At 64.5% G+C, this 17,400-nt stretch carries 18 protein-coding genes and 1 pseudogene; 13 read left to right on the forward strand and 6 right to left on the reverse strand.

What is annotated here, in order from left to right:
- The first annotated feature begins 246 nt into the window (after window positions 1-246).
- The 3 genes from P3T18_RS12350 to P3T18_RS12360 are packed head-to-tail and all read left to right on the forward strand — an operon-like array spanning window position 247 to window position 2,666.
- On the forward strand, window positions 247-582 hold the full coding sequence (locus tag P3T18_RS12350; protein WP_429300214.1) for a hypothetical protein: 336 nt from the start codon (window positions 247-249) through the stop codon (window positions 580-582).
- Window positions 579-893: a hypothetical protein gene (locus P3T18_RS12355; RefSeq protein ID WP_429300215.1), complete on the forward strand. Its 315-nt coding sequence runs from the start codon at window positions 579-581 to the stop codon at window positions 891-893. The genes P3T18_RS12350 and P3T18_RS12355 overlap by 4 nt, the downstream gene beginning before the upstream one ends.
- Window positions 894-953: 60 nt before the next feature.
- Entirely contained in the window at window positions 954-2,666 is a 1,713-nt protein-coding gene (locus tag P3T18_RS12360) for a PepSY-associated TM helix domain-containing protein (RefSeq protein WP_429300216.1), read from the forward strand.
- Window positions 2,667-2,789: 123 nt separating this feature from the next.
- Here the strand turns inward: P3T18_RS12360 and P3T18_RS12365 are convergent, their stop codons facing one another.
- On the reverse strand, window positions 2,790-4,982 hold the full coding sequence (locus tag P3T18_RS12365) for a TonB-dependent receptor (RefSeq protein ID WP_429300217.1): 2,193 nt from the start codon (window positions 4,980-4,982) through the stop codon (window positions 2,790-2,792).
- Between the two features lie 315 nt (window positions 4,983-5,297).
- Between P3T18_RS12365 and P3T18_RS12370 the strand changes: the two genes are divergently transcribed.
- Window positions 5,298-5,729, forward strand: coding sequence for a response regulator (locus tag P3T18_RS12370; protein WP_429300218.1), 432 nt, complete (start codon window positions 5,298-5,300; stop codon window positions 5,727-5,729).
- 44 nt (window positions 5,730-5,773) lie between these two features.
- On the opposite strand, the gene P3T18_RS12375 is transcribed toward P3T18_RS12370, so the two are convergent.
- On the reverse strand, window positions 5,774-6,103 hold the full coding sequence (locus tag P3T18_RS12375; protein ID WP_429301077.1) for an ArsR/SmtB family transcription factor: 330 nt from the start codon (window positions 6,101-6,103) through the stop codon (window positions 5,774-5,776).
- A gap of 87 nt (window positions 6,104-6,190) precedes the next feature.
- Between P3T18_RS12375 and P3T18_RS12380 the strand changes: the two genes are divergently transcribed.
- On the forward strand, window positions 6,191-7,288 hold the full coding sequence (locus P3T18_RS12380) for an NADH:flavin oxidoreductase/NADH oxidase (protein ID WP_429300219.1): 1,098 nt from the start codon (window positions 6,191-6,193) through the stop codon (window positions 7,286-7,288).
- A 95-nt stretch (window positions 7,289-7,383) separates the two neighbouring features.
- On the opposite strand, the gene P3T18_RS12385 is transcribed toward P3T18_RS12380, so the two are convergent.
- A complete protein-coding gene (locus tag P3T18_RS12385) occupies window positions 7,384-8,394 on the reverse strand; it encodes an NAD(P)/FAD-dependent oxidoreductase (RefSeq protein WP_429300220.1) in 1,011 nt (336 codons plus the stop codon).
- Between the two features lie 200 nt (window positions 8,395-8,594).
- On the opposite strand from P3T18_RS12385, the gene P3T18_RS12390 reads away from it, so the two are divergent.
- The 3 genes from P3T18_RS12390 (at window position 8,595) to P3T18_RS12400 (ending at window position 10,980) form a co-directional block, all read left to right on the forward strand.
- On the forward strand, window positions 8,595-9,608 hold the full coding sequence (locus P3T18_RS12390; RefSeq protein ID WP_429300221.1) for a MerR family transcriptional regulator: 1,014 nt from the start codon (window positions 8,595-8,597) through the stop codon (window positions 9,606-9,608).
- A 132-nt stretch (window positions 9,609-9,740) separates the two neighbouring features.
- Window positions 9,741-10,355, forward strand: coding sequence for an RNA polymerase sigma factor (locus tag P3T18_RS12395; RefSeq protein ID WP_429300222.1), 615 nt, complete (start codon window positions 9,741-9,743; stop codon window positions 10,353-10,355).
- A 55-nt stretch (window positions 10,356-10,410) separates the two neighbouring features.
- Window positions 10,411-10,980 (forward strand): DUF2878 domain-containing protein, encoded by a 570-nt coding sequence (locus P3T18_RS12400; RefSeq protein ID WP_429300223.1) that lies wholly within the window; start codon window positions 10,411-10,413, stop codon window positions 10,978-10,980.
- A 38-nt stretch (window positions 10,981-11,018) separates the two neighbouring features.
- Here P3T18_RS12400 and P3T18_RS12405 read toward each other — a convergent pair whose 3' ends face one another.
- Complete coding sequence (locus P3T18_RS12405) at window positions 11,019-11,807, reverse strand: DUF4410 domain-containing protein (RefSeq protein ID WP_429300224.1); 789 nt, start codon at window positions 11,805-11,807, stop codon at window positions 11,019-11,021.
- Between the two features lie 156 nt (window positions 11,808-11,963).
- Here P3T18_RS12405 and P3T18_RS12410 point away from each other — a divergent pair, with 156 nt between their 5' ends.
- A complete protein-coding gene (locus P3T18_RS12410; RefSeq protein WP_429300225.1) occupies window positions 11,964-12,197 on the forward strand; it encodes a hypothetical protein in 234 nt (77 codons plus the stop codon).
- Window positions 12,198-12,493: 296 nt separating this feature from the next.
- On the opposite strand, the gene P3T18_RS12415 is transcribed toward P3T18_RS12410, so the two are convergent.
- Window positions 12,494-12,952 (reverse strand): hypothetical protein, encoded by a 459-nt coding sequence (locus P3T18_RS12415; RefSeq protein ID WP_429300226.1) that lies wholly within the window; start codon window positions 12,950-12,952, stop codon window positions 12,494-12,496.
- Window positions 12,953-13,265: 313 nt separating this feature from the next.
- Here P3T18_RS12415 and P3T18_RS12420 point away from each other — a divergent pair, with 313 nt between their 5' ends.
- The 4 genes from P3T18_RS12420 (at window position 13,266) to P3T18_RS12435 (ending at window position 15,955) form a co-directional block, all read left to right on the forward strand.
- Window positions 13,266-13,691 (forward strand): phasin family protein, encoded by a 426-nt coding sequence (locus P3T18_RS12420; protein WP_429300227.1) that lies wholly within the window; start codon window positions 13,266-13,268, stop codon window positions 13,689-13,691.
- A 220-nt stretch (window positions 13,692-13,911) separates the two neighbouring features.
- A complete protein-coding gene (locus tag P3T18_RS12425; protein ID WP_429300228.1) occupies window positions 13,912-14,082 on the forward strand; it encodes a hypothetical protein in 171 nt (56 codons plus the stop codon).
- Between the two features lie 158 nt (window positions 14,083-14,240).
- Window positions 14,241-14,690 carry a DUF2844 domain-containing protein gene (locus tag P3T18_RS12430; protein ID WP_429301078.1) on the forward strand — a complete coding sequence of 150 codons (450 nt, stop codon included), beginning with the start codon at window positions 14,241-14,243 and terminating at the stop codon, window positions 14,688-14,690.
- Window positions 14,691-14,701: 11 nt separating this feature from the next.
- Entirely contained in the window at window positions 14,702-15,955 is a 1,254-nt protein-coding gene (locus P3T18_RS12435; RefSeq protein ID WP_429300229.1) for a DUF3443 domain-containing protein, read from the forward strand.
- 352 nt (window positions 15,956-16,307) lie between these two features.
- Here the strand turns inward: P3T18_RS12435 and P3T18_RS12440 are convergent.
- Window positions 16,308-17,372: pseudogene (locus P3T18_RS12440) on the reverse strand (zinc-binding metallopeptidase family protein); the annotation flags it as partial.
- Window positions 17,373-17,400: the final 28 nt, after the last annotated feature.

A 17,400-nucleotide genomic window follows, 5' to 3' on the forward strand; every position in this document is an offset into this window, starting at 1 on the left:
ATATTTGGAACCGGTTCCAAAGTCTTTCGAGATTTTTACAATAAGCTGTTTCGCGATCTGACGAAATGCCGCCATTTCTACAAAAAAGGCTTTCGAATCAATGGAGTGGGTGGGTGCGGAAATGCGGAGACCGGCTCCTGGCGGCGCTTGCGCAGGTGATGCGTAAATGCCACGGTCCGGCAGCGCGGGCAGATGGAGTGACGCGGGGAATCGCGCGGGCCAAATCGCATCCGGCCATGTATGATAATGATTCTCATTAAAACGCAAGGTCCGGACGGGCCGTTTCGCCAGATCATGGGCAATGTTTTTATCGTCGTGCCGGCGTTTGCGGGTGCGCTGTTTTTCTATCTCGGTGCGCCGGGCCAGCGTTGGCTGCGCACGCCGTGGCCCGCGCGTCCGGCGCGCGTCGCGGCGAGCGTGTGCGTCGCGATTTCGCTGATTGCCGCCTTCGGGGCGCTGCATCCGGCGGCGTCGCTGTCGGTCGTCGTCACGACGCTGATGGCGAGTCTGACGGTCCTGCCGTTCATCGGCGCGATGGTCGAGCGCGCGCGAACGCCGCGCCGCGATCAGGCCGCGTCATGACCGACGCGTCCATGCGCCGTCGCGCGGATGCGTCGATCGAGCGCGGCCTGCTGCTCAAATTCGTCGCGGGGGTGATCGGCGGCCTGGGTCTGGCCATCGCGTGCAGCGCGTTGTTCGTGCGTCTTTCGCCGGGCGGTCTGACGGCGGCCAGCAAATTTCACGTGGCCATGTGGATCGTGCCGCCGCTCTGGATTGCGGTGGCCTCGGCGGCATTCCTGTTTCGCAGCAGCGCGCGCGCTTTCGCCGTGCTCGCCTTGGTGAACGTGGCCGCTTTCGCGCTGGTTCTGCTGTGTCAACGCCTGCCCGTTTGAGCGGGCGCGTCCATCGTTCATTCCGCGAGCGGCGCGCCGCTCGTTTCACCTGTGTCCAGCATGCGCAGCGATATTCTTCGCGTCTATAAAACCGTTCATACGTGGACCGGCATCGTCGCCGGTCTGCTGCTTTTCATCGCCTTCTACGCGGGCGCGGTCACGATGTTCAAGGACTCGCTGTCCGAATGGACCACGCCGCCGACAGTCGAAGCCATGCCATCCGTGCCGATCGACCAGGCCGACCGGCTGATCGAACGCACGATCGACACCTATCCCGCCGCGCGCAAGCTGATCAATCTCGCGCTCGTCGACGGCGACCGCGTGCGGCTCTCGTGGCAAGCCGCGCGCGGCCAGCGCCGGCATGCCTGGTTCGACGACCAGGGCCGCTTGCAAACGGCGCAAAGCAGGCCGTCGGACGCCGCCAGTCTGATCGACTCGTTTCACATGACGGGCGGCGTGCCGGGCGGCTACGACGTCGGCGTGGGCGTGATGGGCGTGGTGTCGCTGCTGTACGGACTCGCGCTGGTGTCCGGTGTGATCGTGCTGTTGCCGACGCTGGTGAAGGACCTGTTCGCGCTGCGCATCGGCAAGAACCTGAAGCGCATGTGGCTCGACGCGCATAACGCCGTCGGCATTCTGAGTCTGCCGTTCCATCTGGTGATGGCGCTGTCGGTGGTCGCGTTCGGCCTCGGCGATTACGTTTTCGACGTGCAGGACAAGCTGATTTATAACGGCACGCTCAAGCCGATGATGGTCGCGCAGAATCCTTACTTCGCGAAGGCGCCTCGGTCGCCGGTGTTGGATCACGGCCCGGTGGTCATGCTGCCGCCTGCTGCCTTGCTCGCGAAAGTCCACGAACGGGCGCCGCATTTCGTGCCGACCGCGTTGCGCTATCGCGGAGCAGGGCAACCCGGCGCCACGGTTTTCGTGGCCGGCGACGACGACCGTTACCTTGCGCGCGACGGCGGTTTCGCCTTGATGAACCCGGTCACGGGCGAGTTTCTCAACGCGCAGTTTTTGCCCGATGGCGGCCGTGGCACGAACTGGTCGGCATCGACCAGCGCGTTCTACGCGCTGCATTTCGGCAGCTACGGCGGCGCGCCGGTACGCTGGGGCTATTTCGTGCTCGGTCTGGCCGGCGCGTTCCTGTTCTACTCCGGCAATCTGTTGTGGATCGAGAGCCGCCGCAAGGCGATGCGGCGCGATGGCGTGCCGCCCGCGCAGCGCCGCGCGACCTTCGTGATGGCGTCGCTCACGGTCGGTGTTGCGCTCGGCTGCGTCTGCGGCGTGTCGCTCACGCTGGCTTCCGCGAAGCTGCTGGCGGGGCGCGTGGACGATCTGCACAGCTGGCACGTGGGCGTCTACTACAGCGTATTCGTCGCGTCGATTGCGTGGGCGATGCTTCGCGGCGCGGCCCGCGCGTCGGTCGAATTGCTGGCGTTCGCAGCATTGGCGACCGCCACGATTCCGCTGGCGAGCCTGACCGGCTGGCTCGCGCCGTCGAGCGGTCTATGGTTTTCCACCGACGCCGGTCCGCTCGGCGTCGACATGGGCGCGGCGCTCGGTGCGCTGTGCTTCGCGTGGATGTGGCGCAAGACGCGCGAACGTGTCGCGTCGGGACGCACGGACAGCGTGTGGTCGCGGCACGCGCGCCGCGAGCCGGAAGAATGCGACGCGGCAGCAGCGGGCGCTGCGGAAGAAGTGCAGACTCGCGTTGCCGCAGACGCTGCGTCCACGGCGGAAGCCAAAGCGGAAGCTCAGCAGGACCGCTAGCGCGCGAGCACCGCGCATCATCTGAACGCACGCATAAAAAACGCCGCCGGGTGACTCACCCGGCGGCGCTTTCACATCCTTCGCGGCGCCTCGACTGCGCGCCGCACGACTCGACCTCGATGTTTAGAAGTCGGTGGTCATCGACATCAGGAAGGTGCGCGGCGCGCCTTGCGTCAGGTAGCCGCCGCTCGTCGACGCCCAGTACGATTTGTTGGCGACGTTGAGCACGCTGGCGCGGAACGTGGTGGGCTTGCCGAACAGCACGGTGGCGTAGCGCGCGCCGAGATCGACCGTGTCCCAGGCCTTGATCGACAGTGTGTTGGCCGTGTTCAGATACTGCGGGCCGGTGTGGGTCCAGCGTGCGGTGAGCGTCAGGCCGTTGAGCAGCGGCACGTCGTATTCGCCGCCGATGTTCAGCATGAAGGTCGGTACGCCGATCGGACGCAGGCCGTCGGTCGCGCCGTTGCCCGTGTCGAGTTGCTGCGCGTTGATGTAGGTCGCGCCCGCGATCAGCCGCACGCCGCGAATCGGTTCGCCGGTCACGGAGCCTTCGATGCCGCGATGTCGTTCGTTGCCGTCCGCGACGAAAAAGCCCGCGCTATTGGTGAACGTGGACGGCTTTTCGATCTGGAAGGCCGCGAGCGACGCGCCGTACTGGCCGTTGTCGTACTTCACGCCCACTTCGTATTGCCTGGAACGCTCGGGCGGCAACAACGCGCCGAAGTTCAGCGCGGTGGACGGCGCTTGCGAGCCGATCGTCAGCGCTTCGCTGCGGTTCGCGAAGAACGACACGTTCTGCGTCAGCTTCAGCACGAGGCCGAACAGCGGCGTGGTGATCGAATCGTTATAAGCCTCGGTTTGCAGACCGGTATAGCCGAATCCGTTCGAGTGGATATCCTGGTGACGCGCGCCGATGGTGAACAGCACGCGATCGTTCAGGAAGCCTAACGTATCGGAGACGGCGACGCTGCGCATCAACGACAGCGCGACGGTTTGCGGATCGGCCAGATTGCCGCCCGAGCCGGTGGTGACCGGGAAGCCGACTTGCGGCGTGTTGTAGAGATCGGTGTTGAACGAGCCGCTGAACGTGAAGGCCGACTGCGAATCCACTCGCACGATCGACGCGCCCGCCGTCACGAAGTGTGTGACGGGGCCGGTGCTGAAGTGGCCGCGCACGCCGGCTTCGGCGGAAGTCGCGTCTTCCTGATGCGGCACGCCGAGGCGGAACGACGTGGTGCCGGTATTCGACACGGTCGGCGAGGCGTACTCGCCGTGCTCGTTCGTGTGACGCGCGCCGCCCGCGACGTAGGCCGTCCAGCCCGGCAGGAAGTCGTATTCCGCGCGCAGAATGCCGACCGTGTCTTCGAGCGACGACGAACTCCAGGTTTGCGCGTAGTTGTACGTGGCCGACGGCGGTTCCGGCACGAAATTGCCGCTCACGTTCACGGTCGGACGGCCGTCGTTGACGCGCTGACGCTGATAGAGGAAGTCGGCGGACAGGCGCAGTTTTTCGCCGCGCCAGTCGAGCGCGACCGCCGTGGTGTTGTCGCGGCGGTGTTCGCCGTCGATGGCGGTTTCGCCGTCCGAATTCGCCTGATTCACGCGAATGCCGAACTGATCCTGGCTGCCGAAACGGCGGCCGACGTCGATGTGTTCGCCGAAGCCGCCCGAGCCCGTGCCTTCCAGCGTGACGCGCGTGAGCGGCTTGTCGTCGGCGCGCTTCAGTTGCAGGTTGATGCCGCCGCCCACCGCCGAACCGGCCGGCGACGCGCCGCTCAGGAACGCATTCGCGCCCTTCAGCACATCGACGCGTTCGAGCGCGTCGGTCGCGACGAGTTGGCGCGGCGTGATGCCGTACAGGCCGTTCAGCGAGATGTCGTCGCCGTCGAGCTGGAAGCCGCGGATGATGAACGTCTGCGAAAAGTTGCCGAAGCCGTACGCCATGCGCACTGCCGGATCGTTGGCGAGCACGTCCGCGAGGGTGCGGGCCTGCTGGTCTTCGATCAGCTTCGACGTGTAGGTCGTCATGCTGAACGGCACGTCGATGTTCTTCTGCTGGCCGAGCACGCCGAAGTCGGCGCCACGCGCCACCTGGCCGCCGCCGAAGGTCGGCGCGAGGTCGCCGGGCAGCGCGTCCTTGGTGCCCTGAACTTTCACCGCGGGCAGGGTGTTGTCGCCGGTCACGGTCGCGGCGGCCTGGGCGGCTGCGAGTCCCGGAAGACAGAACGCTGCGGCGATGGCGGTGAGGATGACTGCGCGATGAGTGGAGGGCTTGGCAGGCAGGGCCCGCAGGGACTGCAAACTGGAAACGGACATGAAATGGGTGGAAAGCGTGGTCGTTTATGTTCCGCCCGGGGCGTGTGGTGGAATCCGGGCGGCATGCTTTTGTTCTCCGGGGCGCAGCCTGCTGAACGTGCTCGTCCAGCCAAAGCTTCCGAAGTATTAGTTTTGTAATAGTTTAGAGTAAATGCGAATCGTTATCATTAAAAAAATATCGAACGACGCGCGGATACCACAGCGCGCCTTGCGGCGGCTGGCGTTGAGAGAACGGGAGAAGAGGGGAGCGAAGACGGAGCGCCGGTCGGGTATGCGGTTTGCTGCGTGTCGTTGTTTTTATTGCACGTGCTCCACATGTCCCGAACACCGTCGACCTGCCAAAGATGGAGCGCCCGCGAAGTCCGCGTCCTGCACGAACTGCCCCGCGTGCTGGTCGTCGACGACAACGCCGGCGCGGCCGAAGCCCTCGCCACCTATCTGTCCTACGAGGGCGTGGAGGCGCGCACCGCCACGGGCTGCACGGAAGCGCTGCGCTGCGTGAAAGACTGGGTGCCGGACGTGGTGGTGCTGGACATCATGATGCCGGAGCGCGACGGCTACGAAACCGCCAGCGCGTTACGCAGCTATCTGCCCACGCATAGTCTGGGCATCGTGGCGTTCACTTCGCTGGACGAAGACCACGTAAAAGAGACAGGTAAAGCGCGTCACAATTTCGACGGCTATTGTCAGAAAGGCACGGCGCCGACCGTGCTGCTCGCGCTGATGCGCAACCTCTGGCGCGGGTAATTCCCGCGCGGCTCGCTCAATGTCCGGTGGCAGCGCTACGACTGTCAGGCCGGCTCGGCGATCGCCGTTTCACTCGCGACCTGTTTGAGGATCGCTTCCATCAAGCCGGGAAAGCGCGCGTCGAGGTCGGCGCGGCGTAGCGAATTCTGATGCACCGTGCCGGCGACACGCGTGCGCACCAGGCCCGCCTCACGAAGAATCCGGAAATGATGGGACACGCTGGACTTCGGCCGTCCGCCGTCGAGCTCGCCGCACGTGGCTTCGTCCACGGCAGACAGGGCGCGGACGATTTCTAGACGCACGGGATCGCTAAGGGCATGAAATAGCCGTACGAGCGTGAAGTCCTCGGCGGCAGGATGGGAATAGGAGCGCATGCTGCAAATGATAAAGCTTTCTGCGATACTCCGTATTTCGATGTTTATCGAACTATCGTACATCCACGTTTTCCGGAGCCTCGCCTGATGTCCGCACTCTTCCAGTCTTACAAGCTCAAGGACGTATCCTTGCGCAACCGCATCGCCATTCCGCCCATGTGCCAGTACACGGCCGAAGACGGTCTGATCAACGACTGGCACAGCGTGCACCTTGCCGGTCTGGCGCGTGGCGGCGCGGGCCTCGTGATCGTCGAGGCGACGGCGGTGTCGCCGGAAGGACGTATCACGCCGGGCTGCGCCGGTATCTGGAACGACGAGCAGGCTCAGGCATTCGCGCCCGTGGTGGCGTCGATCAAGGCAGCCGGCGCCGTACCGGGTATCCAGATCGGTCACGCCGGCCGCAAGGCGAGCGCCAACCGTCCGTGGGAAGGCGACGACCACATTGCCGCCGGCGACAGCCGCGGCTGGCAAACCATCGCGCCGTCGGCGATCGCGTTCGGCGCCCATCTGCCCAACGTCCCGCAAGCCATGACGCTCGACGATATCGCGCGCGTCCGCGAAGACTTCGTCGCCGCCGCGAAGCGCGCACGCGACGCCGGTTTCGAATGGCTCGAGCTGCATTTCGCCCACGGCTATCTCGGTCAGAGCTTCTTTTCGACGCACTCGAACCAGCGCGACGACGCCTACGGCGGCAGCCTCGAAAATCGCAGCCGCTTCCTGCTGGAAACGCTCGCCGCCGTCCGCAAAGTGTGGCCGGAACATCTGCCGCTGACAGCGCGTTTCGGCGTGATCGAATACGACGGCCGCGACGAGGAAACCCTCGCCGAATCGATCGAACTGGCGAAGAATTTCAAACGCGAAGGCCTGGACATGCTGAGCGTGAGCGTTGGTTTTTCGACGCCCGAAGCGCGTATTCCATGGGCGCCGGCGTTTCTCGCGCCGATCGCCGAGCGGGTGCGCCGCGAAGCAGGCATCGCGGTGTCGTCGGCGTGGGGTATCGACACGCCGGAACTGGCGGAACGCTCGGTCAAGGACGAGCAGCTCGACCTCGTGATGGTGGGCCGTGCGCATCTGGCCGACCCGCACTGGCCGTACCACGCCGCGCGCAAGCTCGGCGTCGAACGCGCATCGTGGACCTTGCCGGCGCCGTACGCGCACTGGTTGGAGCGCTACGCGGTCGCCTGAGCCGTACGCAGTGCATCGGGCGGCAGGCGGTCGTTTCAATGACGTCGTTTCAACGTGACTCGACCGGCATGTCGCCTGGTGGCGCGAGATCGGCGCTAGGTCGATTTCAGCGCCGCCAGCATCTCGTGGCCAAGCGCTCTGCCGCTTAGCCACGCGCCTTCCACGCGGCCGCCGTTGAGCCAGTCGCCGCACAAACCCAGGCCGTCGGCAGCGCGCCAGACGTATCCCGGCACGGGGTCGTGGTCCGGCGCGACGTCCGCGTAACGCCAGCGGTGCGCAGTCCACGCGGCCGGTTCCGGCCCGCCGTGCTGAACGAAGGCCGACAGCAACGCCGACGCGACCTGTTCTTCCGGCGCGTCCAGATTCTCCTCACTCCACGGCGCGTTCGCGTGCAGCAGCCAGGTTTCCGGTCCGCTTCGGCCCGGCTTGCTGCTGTCGCGCGCCATCCAGCGCACCGGTCCCTGGTTGACGAAAGCGGCGTCGAAAGCAAGCGGCACGCGCTCGTCGAAGCGCAACATCAGCGCCCAGCAAGCCCGCATTACGACGCCGCGCGCCATCGTGGCAAGTTCCGCCGCGGCGCCGTCGAGCAGCAGCGCGGCCTGCGGCGCCGGCATCGCGAGCACCACGGCGTCGAAGCGGTCGTCGATGACACCGTGCTCCGTCGACCACAAACGCCAGTGCTGTCCCTCGCGAGCCACTTTGCCGATCGTGCAAGCCGTCGTCAGCGGTAGCGACTGCGCGAGCAGGCGCGCCGGTGCGCTCATGCGCGGCGTGCCGACGAAGCGCTCGATAGTCGAGTCACGCAAAGCCGGCGGGCTGCCGGCGTCGAGGATGGCGAGGCGCGCGTTCCATGCCGCCGCGGCGCCGGCCGTTTGCCAGCGCGTCACTTCGGCCTGAAACGCGGGGTCGCGGGCGGTGAAGTACTGCGCACCATGGTCGCATTGCCAGTCGTCGCCACGGTATGTGCTCATCCGGCCGGCCGGGCCGTGGCCGGAGTCGAACAGGCGCAGCCTGCAACCGGCTTCCTGCAGGATCGTGGCGCAGGACAGTCCGGCAAGGCCCGCGCCGACCACGGCAACCCTTGGCCGGAGATCGGAAATGTTCATGCCGGTTTCCCTCGAAATAGCGGTGTTGCCTCGGAGACGGAGCGGCCGTGCATGACTCGCATTGCCGCGTCGTCGTGACGAAAAGAGCTTAGTTCATCAAAAATAGCGTTTCAAATTGCTTGGTGACTTCATTAAAACGTTTCAAGGCATGCTGATTATCAGGTATTCTTGAGTCGGATTGTGGACTTGAGGGTTTCATCGTGACTACGGAAGACGAGCGCACGGGCGCGCATCAGGGATATCGCAGTGGCGAAGCGGCGCGTATGGCCAAGATGCCGGTCACCACGCTACGCATCTGGGAACGGCGGTACGGCGTCGTGGCGCCGCCGAAAACCGCGTCAGGGCAGCGTCTGTATTCGGAAGACGACGTCAGGCGACTCACGTTGATCAAGATTCTGGTCAGTCGCGGTCATGCGATCGGCGCGATTGCGCGGCTGGATCGAGAGCAACTGCAGTTTCTGGCGGCCCGCAGCGCGCGCGACAGCAGCTTGCCGCCCGAGCCCGCCGTGGTCGAGTCGGCGGATATCCGGCTGGCGCTGGTCGGCGGGCATCTGGCGCAGCGCATGGAGGCGTCCGGAGTCGAATGGCGGCTCTACGGCGTGAAGGCGCTGGTCGGGTTTCCCGACATGGCCGAGGCGCGCCGCGCGGCCGCCACGGAGCGTTTCGACGCCGTGCTGGTCAGCATCGATTCATTGCAGGAAGACGCCGCCGAGGAGGTCATCGCGTTCGGCGAGGCGGTGCGCGCCAAGGCGATTGCCGTCGTATACAGCTTCGGCACCGGTCCCGCTGCGGAAATGTTGCGCGTGGCGGGCGTGCGCCTGTATCGCGAACCCGACAGCCGCACGGAAATCCGCCAGATGCTGGGCGATTTGTGCGAACGCGTGCGCATTCAGGATCACGCCGGCGACGACGCAGTCTGGTCGCGCGCCCGCCGCCGTTACGACGACAGCGAACTCGAAGTGATCGCGAACCGCTCGTCGACGATCGCATGCGAGTGTCCGCGGCACCTCGCCGAACTCATCTTGAAGCTGTCTTCGTTCGAACGCTACAGCGACGAGTGCCTGTCGCGCTCCGCCCAAGACGCGGCGCTGCATCGCTATCTCGGCGACGTCAGTAATCGCGCCTGCGCGATGATCGAGACGGCACTCGAACGTGTTGCGCGGGAAGAGGGCTGGTTCGCCGCCGAAGTCGAGCCGCCCGCTGCCGCGGAGTGACGCACGCACCGTCGCGGAGAGTGCTGGATGCAACACGATGCCTCGACTGATACTGAAACGAAACGCCGCGCTGCCGCGAACCGGCGCGCGGAATTGCCTGCGCGCGGGATCGATCTTGCCGCGGATCTCGCAGTGGATGACTCATCTGATCGCGCCGTCGCGGTGTGGCGGGACGAACGAAGCCGCTATCTTGCCGGGCTGATCGAACGCGTGTCGAAGCACGACGCCGCGGCCTTCGAGGTGTTGTATCGCGGTACGGCGCCCGCCTTGTTCGCGCTCGCCATACGCGTGACCCACACCCGCGAATCGGCGGAAGACGTCGTGCAGGAAGGCTTCATCAAGATCTGGCGTTTCGCGGATTCCTACGACGCGCAGAAATCATCACCCTTCACGTGGATGTCGTCGATCGTCAAGCATCAGGCGCTCGATTATCTGCGGCGCAATCCGCTCACCAACGTCTACGTCGAGGAACTCGACAAGCGTAGCGTCGGCGCCGACAGTGAAAACGGTGTGGTTCATCACAGCGCGCTCGACGTCGAACGTCTGCACGCGTATCTCGGCCGTTTGACGCCGGGCCAGCGGCAGGCCATCGCGCTCGCGTATTTCCGTGGACAGTCGCAATCGGAGATCGCACACACGCTCGACGCGCCGATCGGCACCGTCAAAAGCTGGATCGGTCGTGGACTGGAGTCGCTGCGCGCGATGGTGGACGGACGGCACGCGCCGCATCACGGCGGTTCCTGTTGACCCATTCGCCGACGCTTCCCTTAATCCGTCTCGCCAGAATCTCCGGACGCGGACGATGAAACCGCTTCGCGCGCAAGCCGCCGCGCAATCGTCCACCGGAACGCCTGCGTGGGCTTACTTCGTGGTCTGCCAGGCCGGCTGGTTCGTCTGCGTTCTGGGCGCGGCGCATGGCGTGGGATGGCTCGGCATGCTGTTCGCGGTCGCTGCGTTCGTCTGGCATCTGACCCACGTTGCCGATGCGCGGCGGGAAGCTCGCCTGGTCGCCGTGGTGGTGTGTGTCGGCATGGTCTGGGAAAGTCTGCTGGTGTTGGCCGGCTTGCTCGCTTATCCGAGCGGTATTGTCGTCGCAGGTCTCGCGCCTTACTGGCTGAGCGCACTGTGGGCGCTGTTCGCCATCCAGTTCAATACGGTCTACGTGTGGTTGCGCGAGAAGCGCTGGCTGGCCGCCTTGCTCGGTGCGATCGCCGGGCCGGCATCGTTTCGCGCTGGCGCCGCACTCGGCGCCGTGCGCTTCGAGCGGCCGCTCGCGGCGTGGCTTGTGCTGGCGCTCGGTTGGGCCGTGTTATTGCCCGCGTTGTTGACGCTTGCACGACGCTGGGACGGCGTGCATGGCGAAGCCCGATAATCACGCCGTGCCTATTCAGACGGCTCGCTGATAATTAATCAGGAACCCTTGATAACCTGCGTCGACAGCCAGCCGTTCGCCACGCCGATCTGCGCAATCTGTTTCGCAACGGCGTCGCCCAGACGTTTGGCGTCGGCGCTCGTGCCGGCACGCTTCGTTTCGCTGATGCCGTGCAAACCCGCGCCCGCCACTGCCGCGGTCGCGATGCTGCCCGCCGCCGCGCCGACGCCCGCGGTTTCGACCATGCCGGGCGCCTTGCCGCTGTCCGCGTTCGCATCGAAACTTTGCAGCAGACGCGGTGTGCCGCCCGCCGGTTTGTACAGAATCTGCACCGACGAACTCACTTCGCTCTTACCCGCGCCGAGTCCGATCAGCATGCGGCGGCGCCGATTGCCCGCGTCGATCGTGTCGAAATTACCCTGCACGATCAACACGTTCTGATCGGCGGGCGCGGGTACGTCCGAGCGGATCGCGCGCAGATTCATCGACTGCAACTGATGCACGATTTCGTTGGCGACTTCGTCCCGCACCTTGTTCGCTTCCGCGTCGCGCTGCTCGTCCACCGACGAACCGCCGAGATGCGATTGCAGTTTCTTCATCACGCCGCCGTTGTCGACCTTGACGTTGTCCGCGTTGCTATCGAAGGTGTAGACGTAAATATTGTCGGGCCGCACCGGCGCTTGTGCCTGCATGTGCCCTTGTGTGCTGGTTTCACTGACGTTGCTGATGTTGCCCGCGCAGCCGCTGAGCAGCGCGCCGCAGCAGACCAGTGCGATAGCCGCGATACGGCTCGCGTGTGCTTTGAGGAAATTCCGAGTTGTCGCCATGTTCGTCTCGTCTTCGGCACACAGGTGCCGTCATGCGCGGATGCATCGACCGATGATTGGGCAACCGTGGATCGTCAATCATCGGCGATGAATCCGCTCGTGAAACACCTTCGATCTCATGCGTGAAATTCGTACGCACCGGCAGCGAGACGAAGTATGGGCGAGTGCTTTTGCCAGCGCCATTCAACAATTATTTCGCGCGATGTCACGACGCCTGGCGGCGCGGCGCGCGCGGATTTACGCGTGTTTTTTCGCGTGCGGCTGAATGACCGGAAGAAGAGTGAAGCGAAGAATGGGACAGAGAAACGAACGGGTGTGCGTGTGCCGGGCAGCCCCGGCCGCTCAATTCAGCGCAAGCTTGATGATGCATCCCAGGACGAAAACGAGTAACACGGCGGCGACCACGAGGTTCAGCGGGTAACGCATTCTGCACCAGACACTTTCGTTGAAGTGCTTTCATCCTAATCGTCTGAGTGACGATGAAAAGTGGGCAGCGGTGCGGCTATGTGCGAAAGGTAACGCTGAACGCGAACTGGTTTCGCGGAACGCGTAAGGTAGCGCTTCCACTTGCGCGCACGTCGGCATGAATAACCTCGGCTCGCGGTCGGCGGAAAAAACTCCGCCATCCTGGCAGAGGTGTCGTGGTGATTGGCGGCCGGTTGTGAAGCAGAGCCGGCCGCCAGCGCTTATTGCGGCGGCTGGATTCCAGCCGGACCGCCGTGCGGCATCTTGCTTGCCGCGCTCAGGTCTTCCGCGAGACTGGTGCGCAAGGTGGCGATCGCCTGATCGGGATTGGCGGGCTTCAACTGTTCGCGCGCCAGTGCGTCGTAGACGAAGTGGCGCAACATCGGGTCCTGCGTCTTGTTCAGCACGTCGTGATAGACCGCGATGATTTCACTCTCGTGACCCGTCATGGCATACAGTCGGCGCAGTTGCTCCAGATCGTTGACGACCGCGAAGCCGGGACCCATTGGGCCCATCCGACCCATCGGTCCATGATGCGGCGGACCGTCTCCGCGTTGCGGCTCGCCCTGCGCGTGAGCGGCGCCGGCCGGTGGTGGCGGCGGTGCTTCCTGCGCGCTCGCGGCCATCGCGGCCACGCTCAGAACGGCGGCGAGTGCCGCATTCAGAAATCCTTTATTCATAATATCGCTCCCTGTGAGACAGCGCCGACGCGACGGTGCGCCGGCACAGAAGCAACGATAGACGACACGGCGATTCGTAGGGTTACTGAAGCCGCGCTGTAACTTACCAAACCTTGCGTCGGGAGGCGCGCGGCCAGGGTGCGCCCGCTGGCGCAACGCTGCCGGATGGCGCATGATTGAACGATGTGCCGTCCGACCCCAGAACCAGCCCGTCACTGTGGGCCGCGCGGCGCACACGACGCCATCGGTGCGCTTGCCGCTTGCGTGCGGCCAGACCCGACGGACAAGTCCACATCGTTATGGAGGATTTCGCATGGACCGACCTGACGCCGCCAATCCGTTTGGCGATTTCACCAAAATGCTCGAGCAGTTCAAGCTCCCCGGCTTCGACGTACCCGCCATCATGGAAGCGCGACGCAAGGACATGGAGGCGCTCGTCCAGGCCAATCAGACCGCTTTTCAGGGCATGCAGGCGCTCGCGCAGAAACAGGCGGACATGTTGCGCACCACGCTGGCCGAATTGCAGTCGCTGACCGGGCAACTGTCGGCGGGTGGCGCTGCGCCGCCGGCGAAAAGCGCCGAGTTGATCCAGCAGAGTCTGCACAAGTCGCTTGCCGACATGCAGCAGCTGGCTCAGGCCGCGTATCAGACGCAGGCCGAGTCGTATGCAGTGATCGCAAAACGCGTCGAGGAAAACGTGCAGGAACTGAAGTCGCTGCTTCAGCAGCAGAAGAAGTAAGGCACTACGCCATCACTTATCGCCGTATCGGAGCCGCGAATGACGCAAGGTCATTCGCGGCTTTTTTTCGCTGCGCGTTTTGCGTATCGCTACGTTCGGGATTGCGTGACGGGCGCCGCAATCATCGGATGAAAACGCCGGTTTGGCACGGTTTATTAAGCGTGCGCTTACATTGTGCAACTTATGCGCCGGGCATCGATATTTTTCTTGTGCGGCATCGGTGTTTGATCTGATGGTTCGCTTTAAACGTCATATTTTCAGCACGATGGCGCAAGAGCGCCGCCTGTCGGCGTTCTTCTTGCCGCGCGTCAAACGCTTTCGAACAGGCCGCGCGTTTGATCGGGTTTTAATCGGCACGCAAACGATTGCAACGCCGCCTCGCGCTACCTAAAGTTCCGCTCCGCCACTCCGTAGACGCATTCACGCAGCCTAACTGACGTCGATGCAGCACCGGCAATACCGGTCAGGAGTGCGCCCCTAGTTTTGCGTCCGTGACATGCCTCGCGTGTGCCACGAACGTTTCACCTCGAAGGAATTCACTTGAAACCGATGCTCTCTACAGGCATTGCTCACGCAATGCTCGTGGCTGTTTGCGCGCTGCCGTTTGCTGCGCACGCCACGCTCGGCCAGAACGTCAGCACCATCGACGGCGATCAGAGCCGCATGCGCGCCGTCGCGCGTTTCGCCATGACGCAAAGCGCGTATTCGGTCCACGAAATGACGATGCCGTCCGGCACGCTGGTGCGCGAATACGTGGCGCCCAATGGAATCGTGTTCGGCGTCGCGTGGGAAGGTCCGACCTTGCCCGATCTGAAGTCGATGCTCGGCGTGTCGTTCGACCAGTACGTGAGCGCGACGCAAACGCGACGCGGCACGCCGCTCGCCGTTTCCAGCGACGGCCTGGTGATCTACTCGGGTGGCCATCTGCGTTCGTTCGCGGGTCATGCGTATTTGCCGCCGGCGGTGCCCGCAGGCGTCGATGTCAGCGTCATTCAATAACGGAGAGCATCATGCGTCATACGTCTTCGTTCAGGATTCTGTTGGGCGCGGCCTTGCTCGCCTTGCTGGTGAGCGCGTGCGGCGGTGGGGGCGGCGGTAGCGGGAGTTCGTCGTCCGCTGCGACGAGCGGCTCGCCGGTGACCAATACCTCGCCTGCGCCGCAAGTCGTCGCGGCCAACGCGGTGCAGGTCAGCGTGGATGCCGGCGTGAGCAGCGTGCCGAACATGCCGTTCGTCAGCGTGACGGTGTGCGCGCCGGGTACGACGCAATGTCAGACTATCGATCACGTTCTGGTGGACACCGGCTCGTGGGGTCTGCGAGTCTTCGCTTCGCAATTGCCCGCGACGATGAACCTGCCGCAGCAGAAGGACGGCTCGGGTAATCAGATCGCGGAGTGCATGCAGTTTTTCGACGGTTATACGTGGGGCGCGGTGAAACTCGCCGACCTGCAGATTGCCGGCGAGAAAGCGCCTTCGCTGCCGATTCAGGTGATCGACCCGACCTACGCATCGCTGCCGACCGATTGCGCAGCAGTGGGCGCGTCGCGCAATACGCCAACGGCGTTGCAGGCGAACGGCGTGCTCGGCATCGGCGTGTTCAAGCATGATTGCGGCTCGAACTGCGTCCAGAAAGCCGTGCCCGCGACGTACTACGCCTGCACGGGTTCGTCGTGCACGTCGATTCCGCTCGCCGAGCAATATCAGGTGGCCAATCCGATTCCGTATTTCGCCACCGACAACAACGGCTCGATCCTCAATCTGCCGACGGTCGCGGGCGGCGCACAATCTGTCACCGGGCAGTTGATCTTCGGTATCGGCACGCAGAGCAACAACGGTCTGGGGTCGGCGCAGGTGATTGGCGTGAGTCCGCAGAACGGCACCTTCACCACGGTGCAGAACGGCGTGACGTATTCGCGCAGTATCCTGGACAGCGGCTCGACGGGGCTGTTCTTCCAGACCACCAGCTTGCCGGTTTGCGCCAGTCCGAACAACGCGTACTACTGCCCGGCGTCCACGGAGTCGCTCAGCGCCATGATTCAAGGAGCGAATGGCACGACGAGCGCGGTGAACTTCAGCGTCGCCAATGCAACCTCGGTGGCGCAGACTTATCGGGGCAGTTCGGCATTGCCGCAACTCGCGGGACCGGCCTTCGTCACGTCGTCCATCTTCGATTGGGGCTTGCCGTTCTTCTATGGCCGCAGCGTGTATGCCGCCGTCGAACAGCAGGCGACGCCGGGCGGCACTGGACCTTACGTCGCGTATTGAGTTTCCGCCTGTACGCAGAAGCCCGCTGCCGGATAAACCGGCAGCGGGCTTTTTTTGTGGCCGATCGCCGAAGCCGCCGTGCGGATTAAGCCTGGCCTGCGGGTTGTGGCGCGCTCGCCATGTTCGTCATGCCGACGGGTTCGGGCGGCGGCGCTGGCGATGCCGGCGGCGCTTCAGGCGATGTCACGGGAACAGCTTGAGCCTCGGGCGGCGCGGCGGGCTGCACGGCGGCCGGCGCGGCAGTCGAAGGCGCAACCGGCGCATCGGTGGGCGCAGCCGTCACCGAACCAGGCGCTGGCGCGCCCGCTGCGCTCTCGCTTGCCACCGCCGGTGTCGCCGCCTCACACGGTTGCGACTTGTCGCCCGCCGTCGCGATCACGCGATGCACGAAGCGCAGTTTGTCCACCACCGGCGCGGCCAGCGTGAACGGATAGCCGTCGGCCATGCCGAGGCTGCGATTCAGACTGTTCAACGCGTACGTGAGCGGAAACCAGCGCTTCATCAGGTTATCGAAACTCGCGTCTTCCACCGGCGTGCGGTCGGTCAGCGTCGGCTCGCTCGGGTCGTCGGGCAGGAGCGCGACGCCGTACGAAGTCGACGTATCCAGCACGTCGACGATCAGCATGTAATGCGCCCACGTCTCCGCCCAGTCTTCCCATGGATGCATCGTGGCATATGCGCTGATGTAGGAGTTCTGCCAGTCGGCCGGCGCGCCGTTGGCGTAGTGGGCGGCAAGCGCTTCGCCGTAGTCGGCGGTTTCGTCGCCGAACAGCGCGCGAAACGGTTCGAGCCAGCGCGGGCTGTTCTCGATCAGCTGGCTGAAGTAGTAATGGCCCGTCTCGTGGCGGAAGTGGCCAAGCAAGGTGCGGTACGGCTCGCCCATCGCCGTGCGGACCTTCTCGCGATAGGCGTCGTCGGCCTCGGCGATGTTCAGCGTGATGAGGCCGTTGTCGTGGCCGGTCATGACACGCGAGCCGTCGCCGCCGTCTTCCAGGAATTCGAAGGCCAGACCGTGTTCGGGATCGGTCTGACGCGACGGCACGTCGAGGCCGAGCGCGGCCAGCGTGTAAAGCAGGCGGCGTTTCGCCATTTCCAGCCGGTACCAGTAGAGCCGGTTGTCCGGCGCGCTCAGATTCGGAATGGTGCGCGTGAGCTGACAGGCGCGGCACAGCGTATCCGGGGAATCGGCCGGGATCATCCAGTTGCAGACGTTCTCCACGGCATAGTTGTGACACTGGCGGAACAGGGCGCCTTCGGCATCGGGATGCAGGCTGCGCCATTGACCGTCGCCGGCATCTTCGAAAGCGCTGATTTCGGACAGTTCAGGCACGTAGCCGAGCAGCGAGTCGCAGCGTTCGCAGTGAACGTTTTCGTAAAAGACGAGATGCGAGCAGCTATTGCAATGGAAGGTTTTCATCGATCGGGCCCGGATGGTGGTGTTCAGC

It is taken from the genome of Paraburkholderia sp. GAS199 (genome assembly GCF_050436585.1).
GTDB lineage: Bacteria > Pseudomonadota > Gammaproteobacteria > Burkholderiales > Burkholderiaceae > Paraburkholderia.